Origin of the sequence: Methylorubrum extorquens, assembly GCF_024169925.1 — a bacterium.
Classification (GTDB): domain Bacteria; phylum Pseudomonadota; class Alphaproteobacteria; order Rhizobiales; family Beijerinckiaceae; genus Methylobacterium; species Methylobacterium extorquens_A.
Map to the genome: position 1 here is coordinate 1,171,178 of NZ_JALJXF010000001.1, position 21,435 is coordinate 1,192,612.

Consider the following 21,435-nt stretch of genomic DNA (forward strand, 5'->3'; position numbering starts at 1 on the left):
CCCGAAGGACTTGCTCGCCATGAACATGCCCGTGATGAACGCGCCGGCCTCGCCGCCCGCGACCGACCCGCTCGACGCCCTGTTCGACGCGATGTTCAAGCCGATGAACGCGCAGGGCGTCTACGCCCGCACCGGCGCCTACGAGTCGGTGGTGGAGGCGCTGGCCGCCTTCATCTCGGCGCGGCGCGAGGACGGCACGGAGGTGTTCCGCTTCCCGCCGGTGATGAGCCGCGCGCATCTGGAGCGGCACGGCTACCTCAAGAGCTTCCCGAACCTTCTCGGCTGCGTCTCCTGCCTGGAAGGCAGCGAGGCGGAGATCCGCGCCTCCGCCGACAAGCACCTCGAGGGCGGCGACTGGACCACGGGCCTCGAAACCGCCGACCTCGTTCTGACCCCGGCCGCCTGCTACCCGGTCTACCCGATCGCCGCCGCCCGCGGGGCGGTGCCCGCCACCGGCTACCGCTTCGACGTCGCCTGCGACTGCTTCCGCCGCGAGCCCTCGCGCCATCTCGACCGGCTGCAATCCTTCCGGATGCGCGAATACGTCCGCATCGGCACGCCGGAGCAGATCGTCGCCTTCCGCGAGAGCTGGATCGCCACCGCCACCGCCATGGCCGACGAACTCGGGCTCCCCTACACGGTGGAGACCGCGAGTGACCCGTTCTTCGGCCGGCTCGGCCAGATCATGGCCTTCAGCCAGCTCGAACAGGCCTTGAAGTTCGAGCTGCTGATCCCGCTGCGGGGCGCGGCCGCCGGCACCGCCTGCATGAGCTTCAACTATCACCGCGAGCATTTCGGCACGACCTGGGGCCTGAACCTGGAGGACGGCGAGCCCGCCCATACCGGCTGCGTCGCCTTCGGCATGGATCGCCTCGCAGTGGCCCTGTTCGCCACCCACGGCGAGAGCATCGACGCGTGGCCGGCCGCGGTCCGCGCGGCGCTGAAGCTCTGAACGCGACACGCCCGGAGCCGTCCGATGCCGCTCGATCCGCATGTCAGCCGCTTCCTCGACATGATGGCGCTCGGGAGTTCGGACGGCATCACCCTCGACGCCCGCCGGGAGGGGATGCGCGGGCTTAGCCGCCTCGCCGGGCTGAGCGCCGAGGGCGTCGCGACCCACGACCTCGTCCTGCCGGGCCCGGCCGGGCCGCTTTCCGCGCGGCTCTATGCGCCGGAGGGCAGCACGGGCGGCCCCGGCCTCGTCTACCTGCACGGCGGAGGCCTCGTGACAGGCGGCCTCGACACCCATGACGGGATCTGCCGGGTGCTCGCCGAGTCCGGCAGCCTCCGCGTCGTCTCGGTCGATTACCGGCTCGCGCCCGAACACCCGTTCCCGGCCGCCCTCGACGACGCGCTGGCGGCGCTGGATTCGGTCGCCGCGCAGGCGGACGCGCTCGGGATCGATCCGGCCCGGCTCGGCATCGGTGGCGATTCCGCCGGCGCCGGCCTCGCGGCACGGGTTTGCCAGGAGCGGCGCGGCGCGATCCGGGCGCAGCTCCTGATCTGCCCCGTGCTCGACGTGCACGGCAACCACGCCTCGCGCCGCGATTTCGCCCGCGGCTACTTCCTCGACGAGGCGACGATCCGGCGCGACCTTGCGGCCTGCGGGCCTGAAGCCGCCGCGCCGTCGCCCCGTCTCTCGCCCCTGCGCGAGGCGGACCTGACCGGCCTGCCGCCGGCCCGCATCCACACCGCGGAATACGATCCGGTTCGCGACGAGGGGGCGGCCTATGCCGAGCGTCTGAAACGGGCGGGCATCGCGACCGCCCACACCGTTCACGCCGGCATGGTCCACTTCTTCTACGGCCTCGGGCGGCTGGTACCGCGCGGCCGGCCGATCCTGTCCGAGATCGCCCGCGACTTCGGCGAATGCCTCCGCGGCGCCCCCCTTTCTATCCATCCTTGAGGAGAGCCCCCATGTCCCTGCGTGAGACCGTCTTTTTCGAGATCGCCGCGATCGCCGCCGAGCAGGAGAAGCGGATGCCGCCGATCACCGACGACCTGGTGATGCTCGACACCGAGTTCGACTCGCTCTGCTTCGCGCTCCTCGTCGCGCGGATGGAAGATCTCACCGGCGCCGACCCGTTCGGCGAGATGGACGCCTCCGACCTGCCGGTGACGGTCGGCGACCTCGTCGCCCTCTACGACCGCGCCGCGGCCCGGCAGGCGGCCTGAGCCCGATGATCCTGCGCGAGCGCCTTCTGGCGGCGGGCGGTCTTGAGGGCCTGTTCCTGTCCGACTACCGCAGCAAACAAGATGTCGCCGGGATCGTCTCCGGTGAGCCTGACGCCGCCGCGACCGCGGCGCTCGCCGGCCGCCGGGTGCTGCTCGCCGTCGGCGGGCAGATGGCGGCGGGCCGGGCCATGATCGCGCTCGACGGTCTCGCGGCCCGGCTCGCCCTCGTCCCCCCGAAGCTGGCGCCGGAGCACATCGCCCGGATCGCGTCGGATTCCGAGGCCGAGATCTGCGTCACAGACGCCGAGGGACTGCCCCCCGACGCGCTGCCGGGCCTGCCCCGGATCGACGCGGCCGACGCGTTCCGCGCGGGCTCCGAGACGCCGCGGGAGACGGAATGGGCACTGGCCACCTCCGGCACCACCGGCGCACCGAAGCTCGTCGCCCACACCCTCGACGGCTTGGCCGGCGGCATCAACACCGCCGCCGCGCCGGAGCCCGGCACAGTGTGGAGCACCTTCTACGACATCCGCCGCTACGGCGGCTTGCAGGTCTTCCTGCGGGCGATGCTCGGGCCGTCCTCGCTCGTGCTCTCCGACGCAGGCGAGCCGGTGCGCGACTATCTCGTCCGCGTCGGCGCGGCGGGCGTCACCCACATCCTCGGCACGCCCTCGCACTGGCGCCTCGCCCTGATGAGCGCGGCGCTCGACCGACTCAGCCCCCGCTACGTGCGGCTCTCGGGTGAGATCGCCGACCAGAACATCCTCGATGCGCTTGGCGACACCTTCCCCGAGGCGCGCATCGCCCATGCCTACGCCTCGACCGAGGGCGGGGTCGGCTTCACCGTCGAGGACGGGCGGGAGGGTTTTCCGTCCGCGCTGATCGGCACCCGCGCCGGGATCGAGATCACCGTGCGCGAGGACAGCCTGTTCGTGCGCTCCGGCCGCACCGGGCGGCGCTATCTGGGTGCCGTGCCCGAGGCGCTGATCGCCGAGGATGGCTTCATCGATACCGGCGACCTCGTGGAGCGAAGGGGCGAGCGCTACCACTTCCTCGGCCGGCGCAGCGGCGTGATCAATGTCGGCGGCGCCAAGGTGCAGCCTGAGGAAGTCGAGACCGTCATCAACGTCTTCCCCGGCGTGTCGATGTCCCGGGTGCGGGCGCGACCCAACCCGATCCTCGGCGCGGTGGTCGAAGCGGAGGTGGTCCTGCACGCCGACGCGGGCGCGGATCAGGCGGCGCTGAAGAAGGCGATCATTGCCCATTGCCGCCCGCGCTTGGCCGGCCACAAGGTGCCGGCGAGCGTGAAGTTCGTGGACACGCTGCCGATCACGTCCGGCGGCAAGCTGGTGCGGAGGGGCGCGTGAGCGACGTTTCCAGGGACGGCCTCAAGACCGGGCGCCTCGTCGTCGTCACCGGGGCGAGCCGCGGGCTCGGCCTCGCCATGGCCGAAACGCTCGCCGCCGACGGGTTCCGCGTGGTGGCGCTCGCCCGCCGCCCGAGCGAGGCGCTGGAGGCAGCGCAACGGGCCGCCGGTCCCGGCCGGATCGAATTCATGGCGGCCGACCTCGGCGAGATCGACGCGCTCCAGCCGCTCGCCCAGCGCATCCGGGCCGAGCACGGGCCGGTCTACGGCCTCGTCAACAACGCAGCCCTCGGCACGCCCGGCCTGCTGACGACGATGCCGGCCGCCAGAATCGCCGAACTCGTCCACCTCAACACCCTCGCGCCGATGGTGCTGACCAAGTACCTCGCCCGCGGGATGATGACGGCCGGCGCGGGGCGGATCGTCAATGTCAGCTCGATCATAGCCTTCACTGGCTACAACGCGCTCTCGGTCTACGCGGCCACCAAGGCCTCGATGATCGGCTTCACCAAGTCGCTCGCCCGCGAGGTCGGGCGGCTGGGGGTGACGGTGAACGCGGTGGCGCCCGGCTTCATCGAGACGGCGATGACCGGCGAGATGGCCGAGGCCGAGCGCGGGCGTGTAGCCAACCGCAGCGCCCTCAAGCGTTTGGCCGAGCCGCAGGATGTGGCCGACGCCGTCGCCTACCTGATGTCGGACCGCGCCCGCAACGTCACCGGCACCGTTCTGACCATCGACGCCGGCAGCACTGCCTGACGCCGGCCGGCGGCTTTGAGCCGGGGCTTGCTTCAACAGCAAATTGCGGAAAATCAATAGAGTCCGACTTGTCTGGACAAAAAAATCAAGGCCTATACTAATTCAAACAACAAGACCGGCAATCCCGAAACGGCATCGGCCGGCTGGCATTGATTTCGCTCTGTTTCGCGCACGTCTCCGAGCGGGACGACAACGCGCCTGGCTCACGGTTCGATCGCGCGGAACCGTGGGACGAAAACAGGTGCCGGACAGCGCGACGAGCCGGAGGGGGACGCCGATGACTGGGGTGAACGAAACCGTGGAAGACGTCCCACCCGCGGGGGAGGGCGTTCGCAGCACGCGGGCCAAGGTCCGCTGCCGCACCATCGAGGAGGACGACCTCGCATCCGTCGTGCGGTTGCTGCGGGTCGGCTTCCCCGACCGTTCCGAAACCTATTGGCGCACCGGGCTTGACCGGCACCGCACCCAGCCGCTGCCCGACGACGTGCCGCGCTACGGCTATGTGCTGGAACGGGACGGGGCGATCGTCGGCGTCCTGCTCGCCCTGTACCGGACGGTGACGGACGAGGCCGGCACGCATCTGCGCTGCAACTTGTCGAGCTGGTACGTGCTGCCGGAGTTCCGCGCGCTCGGCACGCTGCTCGACGGCTTCGCCATGCGCGACCGGCGGGTGACCTACACCAACGTCTCGCCCGCCCCGCAGACTTGGCAGATGCACAAGGCGCGCGGCTTCAAGCCGGTCTGCTCGGGCCAGATGCTCGTCATGCCGCTGCTCGCCGGCTTCGGCCGGGGGCGCCGCGTCCGCGCGGCCACGCCTGAGACCCTGCGCCTGCTGCCGGAGCCGGAGGCCCGGCTGGTGGCCGACCACATCGCCTATGGCTGCATCGGCCTCGTCTGTTCGGATGGCGAGAAGGCGTGGGCCGTCCTGTTCCAGCGGCGCGCCATCAAGCTGCGGCCGGGGGAGACGCGCTGGCCACGCCTGCCTTGCCTCCAGCTCGTCTATCGCTCGACGGCGCTCGACCTGTCCGCCTTCCTCGGCGCGATCGGCCGGCATCTCATCCTGCACCACGCCATGCCGTGGTTCGTGCTCGATGCCGTGGGCAAGCTGCCCGGCCTCGTCGGACACTTCTTCGAGGGCCGCGCCCCGAAATACGCCCGCGGCCCGAACCCGCCGGCCACCGGCGACCTCACCTATACCGAGGTCGTCCTGTTCGGCGCCTGAGGGCGCTCTTCGTCGAAACAGCGGCTATTTGGGACGGAGAACCTGTCGAACACGGATCCTTGCGGCTTCCGGTCGATGTCATCGCGAGCCTCAACGATGCGATGCGCGGAGCGTAAACCGGCATTCCGGTCGGGCCGCTGCGAAATCGATTCTGCAGCATTCCGAATGGTCACGGCGTCGCGCATGCGCCTCACAGCCCGAAAGACGCCATAAACCAAGACTCCACAGAGTGTTGGCCCGCACGGGATCGGCGGGGCACGAAATCGGCTTTCTCGATACCCGGACCAGGCTGAGACGACGTTCCATGGAACCGCCGGAATGCTGAACTTCCTCTTGGTCGTCGCGGTGGCAGTCTGGTTCGTGCTGCTCTACCCGCTGGCGCGCCATAGACTGGAGACCCGGATGGGGCCGCTGAACGGTCCGGTCGCGGTCCCGTTCGCCCTGATGACGCTCTTCGCGCTGCTGCCGCTGGTCTTCAACGTCCCGCGGGAGGACGGCAACGCGGTGCTGGAGCAGGGGCTGACGGCCTCCAACCTCGCGCTCATCGTCATGACCGGGCTGACCGGGCTCTATCTCATGGCCCGGATCGCGGTGGACCGGCGCATCCTGCTGGTGGCGTTCTCGATGCCGTACCTGCCATTCACGCTGATGATCCTCGTGAACGGCCTCAGCACCGCATGGTCGATCGTGCCGAGCTACACCGTATACCGAACGGTGGAACTGGCGATCTTCACCCTCGCCTCGATTATGATCTTCGACCGCAGCGACATCGAGCGGCGGCTCGCCAACCTCTTCGCGCTGTTCACCGTCGCGTGGCTGGTCGCCACGGCACCGATCATCCTCGACAACTTCGCGCATGGGATCGTGTTCTCGTCGGCCAAGCACAATCTGATGCCCTATCTCTGCGCCGCCTACGCCTTCCTCGTCATCTTCGACGACCGCATCCCCCACCGGCGCGCCCACCTCCTGTTCGCCTTCGTCGGCTTCGTCATCGCCGGCTCGGCCGCGAGCACCGCCTCGCTCGTCGCGGCGGCCCCCGGCATGATGGTGGCGTCGCGCCACCGCCGGCTGCGCCTCCTCGGCTACGCGGGTTTCACCGTCTACCTGGTCCTGTTCCTTGTGCTGATGGGGGGCCTGTCCGCCTTTCCGGCCCTGCTCGATGTGATTTCGACCGTGCTCCAGAAGCCACCGGAGGAGCTGGCCGACGCCACCGGGCGCGGCACCTTCTGGCCGGTCTTCATCGAGGCGACCAAGGACCGCTTCGTCGGCGCCGGCTACGCGGCGGGAGACCGCTTCATCCAGCTCCTGATCCCGACTACGGCTTTGGCCGAGACGTTGGCGCGGGACGCCGTGTTCATCTCGTCCTCGCACAACATGCTGCTGAGCGCCTGGGCCGGCACCGGCCTGATCGGGCTCGGCCTCTGCGCGATGGTGCTGGGGACCGCCCTGCGCTGGGGGATGAAGCTCGATCGTCCAGGGCGCCGCCTCGTCGCCACCTGCGTGTTCTTCCTCATCCTCAACGGCATGACGACGCCGGGCATCTTTCAGGACTGGAACATCAACGTCCTCACCTTCGTGGGGCTGCTGGCCTATGCTCGCATCGGTGCCCTTCGCCGGGAACCGGCGGGCGCAGCCACGCCCGTTCCGTCCGCCACCGCCTTTGGTCTTCCGCCTGCGGCGCCCGCGTGATGGGCATCCTGGCGCAGATCTTGAAGCCTGAGACCCGAACCGCCTCCGGACTCCGGCCGCTGTCCCAAAACGGGAAGGATCGTCCCCGGACGACCCACTCGGGGACGGGAACGGCGGACCGGATCGGTTGCTGCGGGTCGGCTGCACCTGCAGGCGTGTATTGTTCGAGAGTTTTGCAATGACGATGATCGAGCGGATGCCTTCGCGATTCTTCGTCGGCGCCGAGCCGGGCAAGCCGGACGTGACGCCTGAACCCTGGTTCCTCGACCCGCGGGAGATCGGGCAGGCCCTGCGTGCGCGCTGGGCGCTCGTGCTGGCGCCGGCCGTGCTGCTCCTGGTGGCCGCGGTGGCGTGGCTCGCTCTGGCGCCGCCGCTCTATGCCGCCGTGACGCAGATCCTGATCGACCCACGCGGCATCCAAGTGGTCAAGGACGGCGTGACGCCTTCGGATCAGGCGAGCGATGCGAGCCTGCTGCTCGTGGACAGCCAGCTCCGCGTCCTCATCTCCGACGACGTGCTGCGGCAGGTCGTGAATCGGTTCAAGCTCGATCGGGACGCGGAGTTCGTCCGCCCCTCCTCGCCGTTGGAGGCGCTCAAGAGCCGCATCTCCTCCCTGTTCGTCAGCACCGGCGGCCCTGCCGACGACACGCTCACCGCCCTGCGGACCCTGCGCGACCGCACGACCGCGCGCCGCCTGGAGCGCAGCTTCGTGGTCGAGCTCGCCGTCACCAGCCAGGAGCGCCAGAAATCCGCCGAGCTCGCCCAGGCCATCGCCGAGACCTACCTGACCACCGTCTCGCAGGCGCAGGCGCAGGTCACCCGCAAGGCCGGCGAGGCAGTGTCGAGCCGCCTCGGCGAGTTGCAGGACGACCTCCGCGAGGCCGAGGACAGGGCGCAGAAGTTCCGCGCCGCCAACAACCTCGTCGGCACCCGCGGCCAGCTCGTCAGCGAGCAGGCGCTGACCCAGCTCAACCAGCAGCTCGGCGCGGCGCGCGCCCGGGCCGGCGAGCTGCGCGGGCGGCTCGCCCAGATCGAAGCGGTCGCCAACGGCCGGGCCGACCTCAACTCCGTGACCGAGATCGTCCAGTCCACGACCGTCGCGCAATTGCGCGCCCAGCTCGCCCAGATCGAGGCGGCCCGGGCCGACACCCTATCCAACCTCGGCCCCCGCCACCCCACCCTGCGCACCGGCGAGTTGCAGGTGCAGACCCTGCGCAACGACATCAACGCCGAGATCCGACGCATCGCCGCGGCTACGCGTAACGACTACCGCTCGGCGCAGGCCAACGAGGCCTCGCTCGCCGCCACCCTGGAGAGCCGCAAGAAGGAGGCTCTGTCCGTCGACAAGAGCTTTGTGCGCCTGCGCGAATTGGAGCGGCAGGTCGAGGCGAGCCGTGCGGTCTACGAAGCCTTTCTCGTCCGCGCCCGCGAGCTACAGGAACAGCAGCGCCTCGACACCTCGACCTCGCGCGTCATCTCGCCCGCCTCGCTACCGGAGCGCCGGCTCGGACCGCCGATCCCGGTGATCTTCGCCGCGGCTCTGGCGGCCGGCCTCGGCCTCGGCACCGCGCTCGCCCTCCTCGCCGTGCCGGCCGCAGGGCGGATCGGCTCGCGCCGCCGGCTTCAGCAGCTCGCCGGGCTCCCCGTGGTCGCCGCCCTGCCGGCCAAGGTGCCGAGCAGGACGCGGAGCAAGGCGGGCAGCGAATCCCTGCGCGCCGACACCGCCTACGACGTGGCCGTGGCCCGTCTCGGCAGCCGTCTGCAGCGCGACTTCGGCGCCACGCGGCCGACAATCGTCCTCGTCACCTCGGCGGACGACCGGAGCGGCAAGTCGGAGCTGGCCCGCAGCCTCGCCGCCTCGGCCGCCCTCGACGGCCAGCGGGTGCTGCTCGTCGATGCCGACCCGGAGGCGATGATCTCGGGCGATCTCCGGAGCAAGGCCAAGCGCGGCACCGCCGACGTGCTGAGAACGCATTCGGGCCTCGGCGACGCGCTGGTCGAGGGGCCGAACGGGGTCAAGATCCTGCCCTTCGACGACGCGGCCCTGCGCCTCGGCACCGCGGCCTATACCGGCGCGATCCTGACGGCGGCGGCCGCCTTCGACACGGTCTTCGTCGATATCGGGCTGATCGGCACCGACATCGCCGCCGAGCGCCTCGCCCAGGACCAGCGTTTCCCGGCCCTGCTGCTGACGGCGAGCGCCCGCCGCAGCGGCACCGCCCGGCTGCGGCGGGCGCTCGACGCCCTCGGCCGCGACGCGCGGGTGCAACTCGTCATGACCGACGCGGAAGCCGAGGCGTGAGGCTCGGCCTGCCGCGGAGCGCAGCCGGGTTCCTCGCCGCCGTCTTGCTCGCCATCTTCCTTGGGCCGCCGCTCTTCGGCCTCGCTGCAGAGGTTCGGGGCGGCGAGGCGAAAGCGCCGCTGGTCTTGCAGGTTGCGCCCACCGGCGACGTCAGTGCCCGTCGCAACGACCGCTTCGCGGATCTGCCGATGGCGCTCGCCCGCGTCGCGGCGCTGCGCCGCCAGGGGGAGGGGCGAGCGATCGTGGTCGCGCTAGAACCCGGAACGCACCGGATCTCGGCGCCCGTCCGGATCGGCCCCGACCATGCCGGCACGGCCGGGGCGCCCCTGATCCTGCGCGGGGCGGCCGACGGATCGAGCCGGCTCGTCGGCAGCATCGCCCTGGCGCCCGCATCGTTGCCGCCGCGCCTGCGCGCGCGGCTGCCGGCGGCCGCCCGCGACGCGGTGCGCGCCTACCGTCTGCCCGAGGCTTTGCGCCGGGAGCCCGCCTACCGCGCGCCGCGGCGCTTACGCGAGACGCATCCGCGCGTCACCGAGATCTTCGATGCGGGCGGCGCCCTGCGCCCGGCGCAGTGGCCGAATCCCGGGCCGAACCCCGGGCCCGGTTCCACCTGGACGACGGTTGCCGCGGCCGAGGCAGGGGGCCTCGACTTCACCCTCAAGGGCGCGCCGGGTCTGCCCGACCTGTCCCTGGAACGCGACCTGTGGGCAGAGGGCTTCTGGCGCTGGGACTGGCTCTTGGAAACCCTCCACGTCGCGGCGGTCGATCAGCGCCGCCGCCGGCTCGAACTGGATGCGCCGCCCTACGAGGGCATCCGCGAGGGCGCCCGGATGCGGCTGGTCCACGCCCTCGGTGCCCTCGATGAGCCCGGTGAATGGTGGCGCGACGGCGAGAGCGGCCTGCTGCTGGCATGGCCGGCTCCCGGCGCGGCCGACCTCGAAGTCGGCCTTGCCGAGACGCTGATCCGGGCCGAGGGCGCGCGGCACCTGCGCATCGAGCGGCTTCGGCTGGAGCGCGCGCGCGGCGATCTGATCGTCGTGCAGGGCGGCGAGGATATCGAGATCCGCGCGAGCGAGCTGGCCTGGGCGGCGGGTCGCGCTGTGGTGTTCGAGGGGGTGACCGGGGGCGGCGTCTCCGGCAGCACGGTGCGCGATATCGGCGCGAGCGCGGTCCGCCTCGTCGGCGGCGACCGTGCCACGCTCCGGCGCGGTGGCCTGTTCGTGCGCGACACCCGCTTCACCCGCTTCTCGCGGCTGAGCCAGACCCAGAGTTCCGCGATCGAACTCGACGGCGTCGGCGCGGAAGCGAGCGGGAACCTCATCACCGACGCGATCGGCTACGCGATCTACCTGCGCGGCAACGATCACGTGTTTCGCGGCAACGAGGTCGCCCGCCTCATCCACGGTTTGAGCGATACCGGCGCGATCTATGCCGGACGCGACTTCACCGCCCGCGGCTCGATCATCGAGGACAACTACGTCCACGACATCCGCACCGTGCCGGGAATGGAGGTGAAGGGCGTCTATCTCGACGACATGGCGAGCGGCTTCACCATCCGCCGCAACCTGTTCGTCGATGTGGATCAGCCGGTCTTCATCGGCGGCGGCAGCGACAACACGATCACCCGCAACGTCTTCGTCGCTTCGAGCCCGATGGTCGCCCTCGACGCACGCGGGCTGACTTGGATGAAGCCGTCCCTGAACGAGGCGGATTCGGAATTCCGGGCCGCCTTCGCCGCGATGCCGCTCGACGCCCCGCCCTGGCGGATGCGCTACCCGAAGCTCGCGGAGGCGCTGACCGACGAGCTCGGCGTGGCGCGCAACAACCAGATCGTCGACAACGTGACCATCGGCGGCGACGAACTTGCCCTCACCGAAAAGGCGGAGGCGGGCCGGCAGATCATCCTGTTCAACACCCGCCTCGACGGCCCGGCCCCGAAGCCGGGCGACCTCGGCGCCCTGGTCCGTTTCATCGCCGAGCGCGGCATCACGCTGCGCCTCGACCCGTCGGCGATGCGGCGGGACGGGCTGCCGGCCTCGCCGTTCACCGACGCGCGGCGCTGACGCCCTGCGGCCCCGGAGGCTTCACGCAGCCTTGGACGGCACCTCGGTGAGGGCCGAGAACTCGCTGACGATGGCCTCGTGCACCTGCTTCAGCCAATCCTCGGCGATCCGCGCACGCTCCTCGGCGGCCTCGGCCCGCTCTTCCGCCGCGCGAATGCGCTGCTCGGCCTGCGCCTGCACATGGGCGGCCTTGGTCTCCGCGGCCCGGACCCGCTCGCTGGCGAGCTTGACGTCGTCACGAACCCGCTCCAGCAGTTCGTGCACGCGCTGCTCCTGCTCCTGGGCCTGCGCCTCGACTTCGCGCGTCCGCTGAGCAGCGGCCCGCACCCGATCGATCAGGTTCGCCCAATCCTGAGAGGAGGAGGGCGAAGCAACCGCCACGGAGGCGTTCGCATCGGCATCCGATTGGACGAGACGCAGAATGCTCGTCAGGCTATCGGTCTGCTTCGGAGCGTCGTGAGAAGCGACAGTCATATCTTGAGACTCGACGTGATCAAGATCAAGTGGACGCTCCCAGCGCATTTTCTTGATTATGTCCATTTTGAAACGCTTCCAGCGAGACATGGATGCCAAGCGGACACAAGCGGGCGAGGAATGATCCGCAACATCACAATCGTGCAAAATAAACAGCCGAAGCAAGTCAAATTTTTAAGGATGATATTGCCAAGTTTCCCTTCCAGTAAGATGTTGTAAAAATATCACAAATAGGTCTCGTGTATTCCCAATTTGATATAGAATGTTATTCGCTTCCGCATGAGGCGCTCGACAGCTCGATAAAGCTGAGTCGTATCCGTTTCGGACTATCGACCAAGGCTTGACCCTGAGCCGCCTGGATACATCGAGCATCGGCGCATTTGCGATCGAATCTAGCCTCGGCCCGGAGGGGCGGCAAACCTTCCCCCGCCGTCAGCACCACGAACAAATTCGAATACACCTCTCGGCGAGCGTCTCGAAACGGGTGGCGCGGTCAGGTGCGCGCCGCCAGAAGGGGTTCGAGGGCATCGAGATATCCGGTGACGGCCGCCTCGACCGTGAAGTGCGGGAGCGCGCGCTCCGCCGCATGTCGCAGGTCCCGGCGGCGGCCTTCGTCGTCGAGGAGCTGCAGGGTTGCCTCGACCCAGTCCGCCACCGCCATCGGCCGCACCTCGCCGCAGCCATAGGCGTCGAGGAGACCACGGGCCGCGCCGGAATGGGGTGAGGCCAGCACCGGCGTCCCGCTCTGGAGCGCCTCCTGCACCACGATTCCCCAGACGTCGCCGCGGCTGGGAAACAGGAAGAGTCTGGCCGAGGCGTAGACCTCGGGCAACGCCTCCTGGCCCAGGAAGCCGTCGAAGCGAGCGGTGAGGCCGGCCCCCGCGAAGCGCGCCTCCATCTCCCCCCGCAGCGGGCCGTCCCCCGCGACCCGGACCGACAGGCGTCGGCCGCGGGCACAGCAGCCGAGCACCACGTCGGTGAAGAAGCGTGCACCCTTCACCTCCTCGTTCAGCATGCCGCAGAACAGGAGGTCGTAGGTCCGCTCGGTGTCGGGCGGGGGCGGGCCGGGCGGCGTCCAGGCCGGAAAGAGCGGGCTCAGGACGAAGTTCCGGGCCGGCAAGCCGTAGCGGGCGAGCACGGCGCCGCTGCCCTGGCTCGGTCCGATCCCGGCGGCGGCCCCCGAGACGATGGCGCGGCGCAGCCAGCGATGCGGGGCCGAGCGCGCGCCCGGATCGGTCTCGGGCACCCCGTCGGTGCGGATCAGCGTCGGGATGCGCCGCAGGCGCGCGGCGCCCGCCGCGAACAGCATGGTCGGCGAGAAGTCGTTGAGCACCAAAGCCGCCGGCTGGAGAGCCGCGAGCCGCGTCACCACCGCCGGGTTCACGTAGAGGTTGCGGATCGAGGAGCGGTGCCAGCGCAGGCCCGGCAGCACCGTGTGCCGGTAGAGCCGCGGCGGCGGCATCACCCATTGCCGGGCGCTCTCGCGCGGGGTGCAGGACAGGACGTGCAGGGCCCGGCCGTCACGGCCAGCGAGCCGTTCCGCCAGACGCTCGTAGAGGACGTGCGTGTAGGGCGCGAGCGCCCCGGTCACGACGACGATCGGGCGCATCGCACCGGCTGCCATGGAGGGCGACCTCAGGTCAGGCGCCGCAGGCCCGGCGCCGGTCAGTTGGGATAGAGCATCGTGCCGAAAGGTGATCACCGGCTTTCGGAAAAAGACGATGCGGACACAAGAGTCGAGAGCGGGAATCGTCTCAAGCAGTCTCCCGCGCCCGCCATCCCGTCCTGCGGCCGCCCATCAGCGCTTCGAAATCGGAGACCGGCCAATGCGGCTCGACCACGTGGCGGGGCATCGCCGGCAGATCCGCGGCACTCAGCGCCCGGCCGCGCCGCGTGGTGAAGAAAGTCCGGTAGCCGCTCTCCAGGGCCAGCGCCGGGTCATGTTCCGGATCGAAATCGTGGACGGCGACACCCCAGGGGCAGGCGAAATGGCGGATCTCCCGACCGGTGAGGGCCGCAAGGTCGCGACGGGAACGGGCGATCTCGTCGGCGACCCGCGCGCGGTCGAGCCGACTCAGGCGCTGGTGCGTGGCGGTGTGGGATCCGATGTCGAGACCGTCGGCGCACCAGGCCGCGATCTCGGCCCGGCTCATGTAGAGGCGCCCGCTCGGGGACAGGGACGGCGCCCGGTCGAGGCCGGGCGGCGCGTTCGGCGGCGCGTCGATCCAATCGCTGATCAGGAAGACGATGCCCGGAATGCCCAGGGCCCGCAGAACGGGACGCGCCACCTCGAAGGTGTCGGCATAGCCGTCGTCGAAGGTGACGAGGAAGGCGCGGTCGCGGGCGGGCCAGCCCGCGGCGAGACGCTCGGCAGCCCCGTCGGCATCGATGAAATCGCCGTGCCGGCCGAGATGGCGCAGTTGCGCGGCGAAACGATCCTGCTCGGCTTCGGGCACCTGATGGTAGCATAGGGTGTAGAGACCGGGCTCTGCACAGGCCAGGGACTTGAACAGGGCGCTCCCGCGCAGGGCGAGTGCGCGCAGGGCCGGAGCGCGGCGCAACGTCGTCTTGACCCAGTGCTTCATCCCGGCCTCACCCTCCCATGCAAGCACCTATCACAGCAATAACCTGATGGCATCTGAACAAATCATCCCGATCACCCGTGGTTAATCTCGCATATTGGTTTCATTATTACTGACGGTGCGCTGGCTCGCCCCTTGCTGATCAGTGTCAGGCAGGCCATGGCCTGTCCCGCGCCGGAACGGCCGGCACGGAAAGGATGTTCGAAGGTGGGGCAACTGACGGTCGTCGATGTTACGGACGATCCCGATTGGGACGCGGCGGTTTGGCATCAGCCGGGCGCCAACCTCTACGCGTCGCGTCGCTGGGGCGAGTACAAGCGCTGCATCGGCTGGGACGTGCGCCGGCTCGCCATCCGCGCCGGCGACGGACAGGCGCTCGCCTATGCCCAGGTTCAACGCCGTCGCCGCTGGCTCGGCCACATCGTGCTGGCGCAGGGCTGCCCGGTCCTGACACGTCTCGGAGAGAAGCGGGCGGAGGCGGTGTTCCGCGCCTTCCTCGGCCATCTCGAACTCGGCCGCCTCGATCTGCTCGGCGTGAACTACCAGCAGTTCCAGACGCCGGCGGCGGTGCTGGCCCTGCTCGGCCACGGCTTCGCACCGGTCGTCACCACCCGGACGCACACGCTGGAACTCGACCTGACCGAGGCGATGGAGGGGATCCGCTCCGCCATGGAGGGCCGCTGGCGCGACGTGCTCAAGACCGCCGAGCGAAACCCGGATCTCACGACCACATTCCCGACCGGTCCGGCCGAGCGGCTGGCCGCCTTCGAGACCTTCGGCCGCCTCTACGATGCCCTGAAACGGCGCAAAGGCTTCCGCAACAGCCTCGACACGGCAGCCTTCCGCGATCTGGCCGCGAACGACCCGAACCTCCTGTTCCTCGAGATGCGCGAGCGCGACGAACCCGTTCTGGTGCGGATCATCCACCGGGCGGCCAACCGCTGGACCGACTTCTACGTCGCCTCGAACGAGCGGGCCAAGGCGACCGGTGCCGGCCGCCTCGCCCTCTGGCGCCTGATCGAGCGGGCCAAGCGCGAGGGGGCCTCGGTGCTCGATCTCGGCGGCATCGACCCCGCCGGCAACCCGGGCGTCACCGAATTCAAGCGCGGCGCCAGCCGCAACGTCGTGGCGTCCAACCCGCTCTGGCTGTTCAGCCGGAGCCGGGCGATGCGCCGCGCCGCGACGGCCATCCTGGCCACGCGCTGAGCAGGAAATCCGCGATGCCCGAAGCCCACACCGCGCCCTCCCTGCCGGCAGGCCTGCTCCGGCGCGCCGCCGGCCTCGTCCGGCGCCCGCCGGCCGCGCTCACCGCCCTGGCCGACCAAGGCGTCGTCAGCGGCTTCGGCTTCGTCAGCGGCATCGTCGCCGCCCGCCTGCTCGGCATCGCCGAGTTCGGGCATTTCGCGATGATCCTGATCGTGCTCACCTTCGCGCAGGCCCTGCACAACGCCGTCATCACCGCGCCGATGATGACGCTGGTCGGCGCCCGCAGCGGCGTCTCGACGGCCTATGCCGCGACCATCCTCGCGGGCGCCTTCCTGCTCTGCGGGCCTGGTGCCGTCTTCGTGGTCATCGCCCTCCTCATCGCCGGGATGTCGGGCGAGACGCTTCTGGCGGCCTGCGCCCTGATGCTGGCGCAGAACCTCCAGTTCACCCTGCGCCGCCTCCTGTTTGCGGAAGGTCGGGGCGTGCAGGCGCTGCTCATGGATTTCGCCCGGGCCGCGAGCTTTCCCTTCGTCGCCGTGCTGATCTGGCTGGAGCACGACGTCATCGGCGGCAACGGCTTTGTCTGGCTGCTTGCCGCGACCTCGTTCGCGACCTGCCTGCCCTTCGTCGTCGCGTTCGGCCGGCCGATCCTGCGCCGGCCCGGCTGCGTGCAGACCGGTGCGGTCATCCGGCGCCACATCCCGCTCGCGCGCTGGCTCCTGCCGATCGTCTTCGTCACCTTCGTCCAGGAGCAGCTCGTCTGGCTGGTCGCGGGCTCGACCCTCGGCCTCGACGCGCTCGGCGGCCTCAGGGCGGCACAGTACCTCGTCGGGACCGTGCTACTCCTGCTCTCCGCCACGGAGAACGTCCTGCCGGTGGCCGCCGCGCGCGCCCATTCCGAAGGCGGGGAGGCGGCCCTGCGCGGCTACCTGCTGCGCACGGGCGTGAAGCTCGGAGTGCCGATCGTCACGATCCTCGCGGTCCTCGCCATTCCCGGCGAGATGTGGCTGCGCCTGATCTTCGGAACGGAGTACGCGGCTTACGCCAACTGTCTGCGCATCCTCTCGGTCAGCGTCGTGATCGTGCTGGCCCGCGACCTCACCTCGAACTACTTCCGCGCCAAGCAGAACACGCGGGTTCTGTTCGAGTCGCTGTGCGTGAGCATGGTCGTGTCGCTCGCCGTAGTGGTCCCGCTGATGCAGGCTGGCGGCGTCAGCGGCGCCGCGGCGGCGGTGGGGGCGGGGCACCTCGCCTCCCTCATCTACCTCGTGCTGGCCGCCCGGCGGCAATCGCGCCCGGCCTCGGCGTGGCCGATCCTGGGCCGGTGGCGGCGCTCGGTCGGGCCGGCCAAGTCGGCACAGACCTGAGCACCGGCGGGGATCGGGGTGAAATGCAGCCGGCTTGACTGGGCGGGAGACCGTTGCGGGTGGGAAGCGGGCCTTGGCCTTGCTTCCAGAAGCGGACGTTCCGCCTCCGACCCAACCACGCCATAGAGGGCAAGCGCCACTCTGCTCGTAAGCAGACATCGGCCGCTGTCACCGATGTGATCATGCCGTCAGGGGCTCGCCCGCAAAAAAGTCGACCATGAGGTCGATCAACGCCCGGAGCCGCCGGCTCGGTAGGCGACCGGAGGCGTGCACGATCCAGACCTCCTCCGGGTCGCCGTGCCGTTCCCCCAGGACGACGAGGCGCCCCTCCGCGAGATCGCCGGCAGCTATCGTCTGGGGCAGGAAGGCCGCCCCGGCACCGGCCAGCACCGCGTCGCGGATCGCGAGGGGTGACGACAGGCTCAGGCGTGGGGTCGCCGGCACCCGCACCGGACCGCGCTTCCCGGCGAGCACCCAGCTACCGTCGTCGCCCCAACCACGGCGCACGACCGCCGGCCATGTCAACGATTGCGGTGCCGCGCCCGCGCATCCGAGGCGCTCGATCAGGGACGGTGCCGCGACTAGTAGGAGTCGATTGCGCCCGAGCCGGCGTCCGCTCAGCAGGCTGTCGGGTGGCGGGTTGACCCGCACGGCCGCATCGAAGCCTTCCCGGAGGAGGTCGACTTTGCGGTCGTCGACGACGGCTTCCAGCAGCACCTCAGGGTGCTGGGCGGCGAACTGGGCCGCGATCCGCCCCAGGACCGTATAGCCGAGCAGTACCGGCACGCTGATTCTCAGGCCGCCCCGCAGAGGGGCGTCGCCCGGGCTGAGTTGATCCTCCAGATCCGCAAGACCGGTGACGAGGCCCGCGGCCCGCTCCCGGAGTTCGTCACCCTCGGGAGTGAGGCGGAGGCGTCGCGAGTTGCGCTCCATCAGCCTGACGCCGAGCGATTGCTCCAGGGCAATGATCCGGCGCGACAAGGTCGACTTGGGCAGGCCGAGGACGCGCCCCGCCTCGGCGAAGCTGCCGTGCTCCGCCACGACCAGGAAGTCCCGTACCGCGTTCAGGTCCATCGTCGTTGCATAATCGGGACGCACCGTCCCTGTCGACCCCGCTTCACGACGCGTCCGAAGGGCTTACATCGTCCCATATACAAGACGCCGAACGCGAGGGCCGGATGCCCGGCGATGCGGCCCGCGCCAACCGAGGACGCCACCCCATGCAGATCCTTCGCGCCTACCAGAGCCAGACGCACGGGAAGGACGACTTCCAGGTCCGTCGCGTGCGCCCCGGTGCCATCGGCGGTCCCGAGGCCGACCCCGCCCTCGGTCCCCTGGCCGCCATCGACCACGCGAAGCTCAAGCCCGGCAAGGTCGTGAAGATGCACGAGCACCAGAACGACGAGATCCTGAGCTACATGTGGCGCGGGATCATGGTGCACGAGGACAGCACCGGGCAGCGCATTCCCATCTCGGCCAGCAAGCTGATGATGATGAATGCCGGCGAGAGCTTCTGGCACGAGGAGAGCGTGCCGGACGAGCCGGTCGAGATGCTCCAGATCTTCGTGCGGCCACGTGAGGCCGACCTGCCCGCGATGGTCGCGTTCCACGACCGTCCCGACGGCGCATCCGAGGGCCAGTGGGGGTGGGTCGCCGGTCCCGAGGAGAGCGGCGCCCCCCTGATCATCCGCAACGAGGTCCGCCTCTACGACGTGCACCTGCACGACGGCCAAGAGGTTGAGGTACCGGCCGTCGAGGGGATGACGCCGTTCCTTTACGTCATCGACGGCGTCGTCGAGATCGGCGGCGAACGCCTCGGCAGCGGTGACGCCGTCAGCGACCGGGCGCTGCCCACGGTGCGGGCCGCCTCCGACGCCTCGTTGGCGCTGTTCCTCGTCGACACGACCGCCACCGGCTCGAAGGCCGGGACAATCAGCGGCCACTGAGCCGCTCCCCATTCAATCCCTTCAAGACGGAGACGACCATGACCATTCTCGTGACAGGTGCGACCGGGACCATCGGTTCGCAGGTTGTGCAGCGCCTCGCCGATCAGGGGGCGTCCGTCCGTGCCCTCGTGCGCGACAAGGGCAAGTACCAAGGACCGGCAGGCGTCGAGCCCGTGCAGGGCAACATGTCCGACGTTGCCTCCACCCGGGAGGCGCTCAAGGGCATCGACACGCTGTTCCTGCTCAACGCCGTTGCGGCCGACGAAATGACCCAGGCGCTCCTGACACTCGACCTGGCTCGCGAGGCCGGGATCAAGCGGTTCGTCTACTTCTCGGTGCTCAACAGCGCCCTGTTCGACGACGTGCCGCACTTCGCCGGCAAGAACCTCGCCGAGCGGGTCATCGACACGCAGGGGTTCCCAGCCACCGTCCTGCGGCCGGCGTACTTCATGCAGAACGACCTGATGTTCAAGGACGCCCTGAAGGCCGGCGTCTACCCGCAGCCCATCGGCGACGTGGGGCTCGCCATGGTCGATGCCCGGGACATCGCCGATGCAGCCGCAGCCGAGCTGCTGCGCCGCGAGCGTGCCCCCCATCCGCTCCCCCGGACGACCATCGAGGTGGTCGGCCCCGACACCCTGACGGGAGCCGACATCGCGGCGATCTGGTCCTCGGTCCTCGGCCGCGACGTGAATTACGGCGGCGATGACCTCGCGGCCTTCGAGGAGCAGGCCGGTAAGATGATGCCTGGCTGGCAGGCGCGCGACCTCAGGACGATGCTGCGGGCGTTCCATCGCTACGGCATGGTCCCCGGTCAGGACGCCCGCGCGACGCTCGAAGCCCTGATCGGCCATCCCCTGCGCAGCTACCGCGCCTTCGCCGAGGAGACGGCATCCGGCTGGTAGGCAGTCCGCCCGATCCGAGGTCCCGGGCGAACGCCGGTCCGGGACGCCTTAACGCTCGCGGCGACGACCTTTTTGAAGGAGCCTCTGCACGACACGCTCGGCGCGATCCCGAATTTGCACGCCTGGATAGCGCGGATCGGCGAACGCCCGGCGGTCAAGCGCGGCATGGAGGTGCCGAAAACCTGAGTGGCTCCCGTTCCGGAATGAATGTCGGCTTTTTGAGACGGTCGTTCAAAAGCAGCCCCTCGCAAACTTAAGATGGTAAAGCCGCGACCGCTGAGCATCGTCTGCCTCCGACAGCCTGACATCATTCAAGTCGATGCTGTCTTGGCACCCGGCCGTCGCCGTGCCGTCACGGGCACGCGTAGCGGAAGCGCCCACTGGAAGTCGGCAGTTGGGTCAACCGGTCGAGACCGCGCTCCATGTCGTGGACGCCCGCCTGCCAGCGGTCGCGGATCGAGGAGGGGGAGAAGTCGAAGCTCTTCGAGGCGAGCTGGTCCGCGCCGGCCTGATGGACGATGTGCAAGAGCGTTGCGGAGGGGCCGTCCGGATTCAGCCGCTCGCGCAGAGCATAGGTGCGCGCCAATCCCGATACCGCGCGCCGGGCGGCGCTGGCGAAGATGAGATCGTTGGCCCGCTCCAGCACCGCGTCGAGCGAGCGCGGCCGGTCGGCCCGCAGCGAGAACAGGTCGAGGGCGATGCAGAGCAGATCGCGGGTCGGCTCGGGCTCGAACAGCGGATCGAGGGGCAGGTTGTTGGTGTAGCCGGCATCGCACAGCATGCGGCCGTCGATCTCGACCGGGGGAAAAGCCGGCAGCAGGGCCGCGCTGGCCAGAATGTGCTCGGGCCGGATCGCCTGATGGGTGTTGTCGAAGAAGACCTCCTCGCCGGTCGCCACGTCGATGCAGGCGATGGTGAGCCGGATTTCGGCCCGGTTCAGGCGTTCGAAATCGACCAGACGCTCGAGCGTGGCGCGCAGGGGCCTGTGGTCGAACAGGGCGACGTCGTTGGGCACCCAGGGCAGGGCCGACCACAGGCCGGGATAGCGGTGCGTGAAGATGCTGGGCCGCCCCCAGGCCAGCGTCAGGAGCGAGTGGAGCGCATTGTAGTACTGGCGCGGCTTGAGAAAATCGGTTCCGGAAAGGCCGGTCTGCAGGGTCGCCTCGTTCCAGAATTGGTGGAGCCGCTCGATCCGGTCCTCCGGTGCGTTGCCGGCGATGATCGCCCCGGTGATCGCCCCCATCGAGGCGCCCACCAATCGGTCCGGCCGGATGCCGCGGGCCTGCAGAACCTCGAAGGCACCCGCATGGTAGGCACCGAGCGCATTGCCGCCGCCGAACACGATGGCGGTGTCGCGCGGTTGGGAGACTGTCTGCATCGAG

18 protein-coding genes are annotated in these 21,435 nt (G+C 69.9%); 13 read left to right on the forward strand and 5 right to left on the reverse strand.

Annotated elements, in window-relative coordinates; genetic code table 11:
- The first annotated feature begins 19 nt into the window (after positions 1-19).
- From J2W78_RS05790 to J2W78_RS05830, 9 genes are all read left to right on the forward strand, one after another.
- A complete protein-coding gene (locus J2W78_RS05790) occupies positions 20-952 on the forward strand; it encodes an amino acid--[acyl-carrier-protein] ligase (protein ID WP_253368812.1) in 933 nt (310 codons plus the stop codon).
- Positions 953-976: 24 nt separating this feature from the next.
- On the forward strand, positions 977-1,906 hold the full coding sequence (locus J2W78_RS05795) for an alpha/beta hydrolase (RefSeq protein ID WP_253368814.1): 930 nt from the start codon (positions 977-979) through the stop codon (positions 1,904-1,906).
- 11 nt (positions 1,907-1,917) lie between these two features.
- Positions 1,918-2,175: an acyl carrier protein gene (locus J2W78_RS05800; protein WP_253368816.1), complete on the forward strand. Its 258-nt coding sequence runs from the start codon at positions 1,918-1,920 to the stop codon at positions 2,173-2,175.
- A gap of 5 nt (positions 2,176-2,180) precedes the next feature.
- Complete coding sequence (locus tag J2W78_RS05805) at positions 2,181-3,542, forward strand: AMP-binding protein (RefSeq protein ID WP_253368818.1); 1,362 nt, start codon at positions 2,181-2,183, stop codon at positions 3,540-3,542.
- Positions 3,539-4,297 carry an SDR family NAD(P)-dependent oxidoreductase gene (locus J2W78_RS05810; protein WP_367399404.1) on the forward strand — a complete coding sequence of 253 codons (759 nt, stop codon included), beginning with the start codon at positions 3,539-3,541 and terminating at the stop codon, positions 4,295-4,297. Before J2W78_RS05805 ends, J2W78_RS05810 begins: the two co-directional genes overlap by 4 nt.
- A 277-nt stretch (positions 4,298-4,574) precedes the next feature.
- A complete protein-coding gene (locus J2W78_RS05815; RefSeq protein ID WP_253368820.1) occupies positions 4,575-5,519 on the forward strand; it encodes a hypothetical protein in 945 nt (314 codons plus the stop codon).
- A 318-nt stretch (positions 5,520-5,837) separates the two neighbouring features.
- Complete coding sequence (locus J2W78_RS05820; protein ID WP_253368822.1) at positions 5,838-7,208, forward strand: O-antigen ligase family protein; 1,371 nt, start codon at positions 5,838-5,840, stop codon at positions 7,206-7,208.
- 196 nt (positions 7,209-7,404) lie between these two features.
- Positions 7,405-9,510, forward strand: coding sequence for a GumC family protein (locus J2W78_RS05825; protein WP_253368824.1), 2,106 nt, complete (start codon positions 7,405-7,407; stop codon positions 9,508-9,510).
- Positions 9,507-11,573 carry a right-handed parallel beta-helix repeat-containing protein gene (locus J2W78_RS05830; protein ID WP_253368825.1) on the forward strand — a complete coding sequence of 689 codons (2,067 nt, stop codon included), beginning with the start codon at positions 9,507-9,509 and terminating at the stop codon, positions 11,571-11,573. Before J2W78_RS05825 ends, J2W78_RS05830 begins: the two co-directional genes overlap by 4 nt.
- Positions 11,574-11,594: 21 nt before the next feature.
- On the opposite strand, the gene J2W78_RS05835 is transcribed toward J2W78_RS05830, so the two are convergent.
- The 3 genes from J2W78_RS05835 to J2W78_RS05845 all read right to left on the reverse strand — a co-directional run bounded on the left by J2W78_RS05835 (position 11,595) and on the right by J2W78_RS05845 (position 14,632).
- Complete coding sequence (locus J2W78_RS05835) at positions 11,595-12,047, reverse strand: hypothetical protein (RefSeq protein ID WP_253368827.1); 453 nt, start codon at positions 12,045-12,047, stop codon at positions 11,595-11,597.
- A 493-nt stretch (positions 12,048-12,540) separates the two neighbouring features.
- Entirely contained in the window at positions 12,541-13,671 is a 1,131-nt protein-coding gene (locus J2W78_RS05840; RefSeq protein ID WP_253368829.1) for a glycosyltransferase family 4 protein, read from the reverse strand.
- Between the two features lie 130 nt (positions 13,672-13,801).
- Positions 13,802-14,632 (reverse strand): polysaccharide deacetylase family protein, encoded by an 831-nt coding sequence (locus J2W78_RS05845; protein WP_253368831.1) that lies wholly within the window; start codon positions 14,630-14,632, stop codon positions 13,802-13,804.
- A gap of 204 nt (positions 14,633-14,836) precedes the next feature.
- Between J2W78_RS05845 and J2W78_RS05850 the strand changes: the two genes are divergently transcribed.
- Both J2W78_RS05850 and J2W78_RS05855 read left to right on the forward strand, forming a co-directional pair.
- Entirely contained in the window at positions 14,837-15,835 is a 999-nt protein-coding gene (locus tag J2W78_RS05850) for a GNAT family N-acetyltransferase (protein ID WP_253368833.1), read from the forward strand.
- Between the two features lie 14 nt (positions 15,836-15,849).
- Positions 15,850-17,202, forward strand: coding sequence for a lipopolysaccharide biosynthesis protein (locus tag J2W78_RS05855; protein WP_253368835.1), 1,353 nt, complete (start codon positions 15,850-15,852; stop codon positions 17,200-17,202).
- A 180-nt stretch (positions 17,203-17,382) separates the two neighbouring features.
- On the opposite strand, the gene J2W78_RS05860 is transcribed toward J2W78_RS05855, so the two are convergent.
- Positions 17,383-18,276 (reverse strand): LysR family transcriptional regulator, encoded by an 894-nt coding sequence (locus J2W78_RS05860; protein ID WP_253368837.1) that lies wholly within the window; start codon positions 18,274-18,276, stop codon positions 17,383-17,385.
- Between the two features lie 146 nt (positions 18,277-18,422).
- Between J2W78_RS05860 and J2W78_RS05865 the strand changes: the two genes are divergently transcribed.
- Both J2W78_RS05865 and J2W78_RS05870 read left to right on the forward strand, forming a co-directional pair.
- On the forward strand, positions 18,423-19,148 hold the full coding sequence (locus tag J2W78_RS05865; protein WP_253368839.1) for a pirin family protein: 726 nt from the start codon (positions 18,423-18,425) through the stop codon (positions 19,146-19,148).
- 38 nt (positions 19,149-19,186) lie between these two features.
- Positions 19,187-20,053 (forward strand): NmrA family NAD(P)-binding protein, encoded by an 867-nt coding sequence (locus tag J2W78_RS05870; protein WP_253368841.1) that lies wholly within the window; start codon positions 19,187-19,189, stop codon positions 20,051-20,053.
- 352 nt (positions 20,054-20,405) lie between these two features.
- On the opposite strand, the gene J2W78_RS05875 is transcribed toward J2W78_RS05870, so the two are convergent.
- On the reverse strand, positions 20,406-21,431 hold the full coding sequence (locus J2W78_RS05875) for a patatin-like phospholipase family protein (RefSeq protein ID WP_253368843.1): 1,026 nt from the start codon (positions 21,429-21,431) through the stop codon (positions 20,406-20,408).
- Positions 21,432-21,435 lie beyond the last annotated feature (4 nt).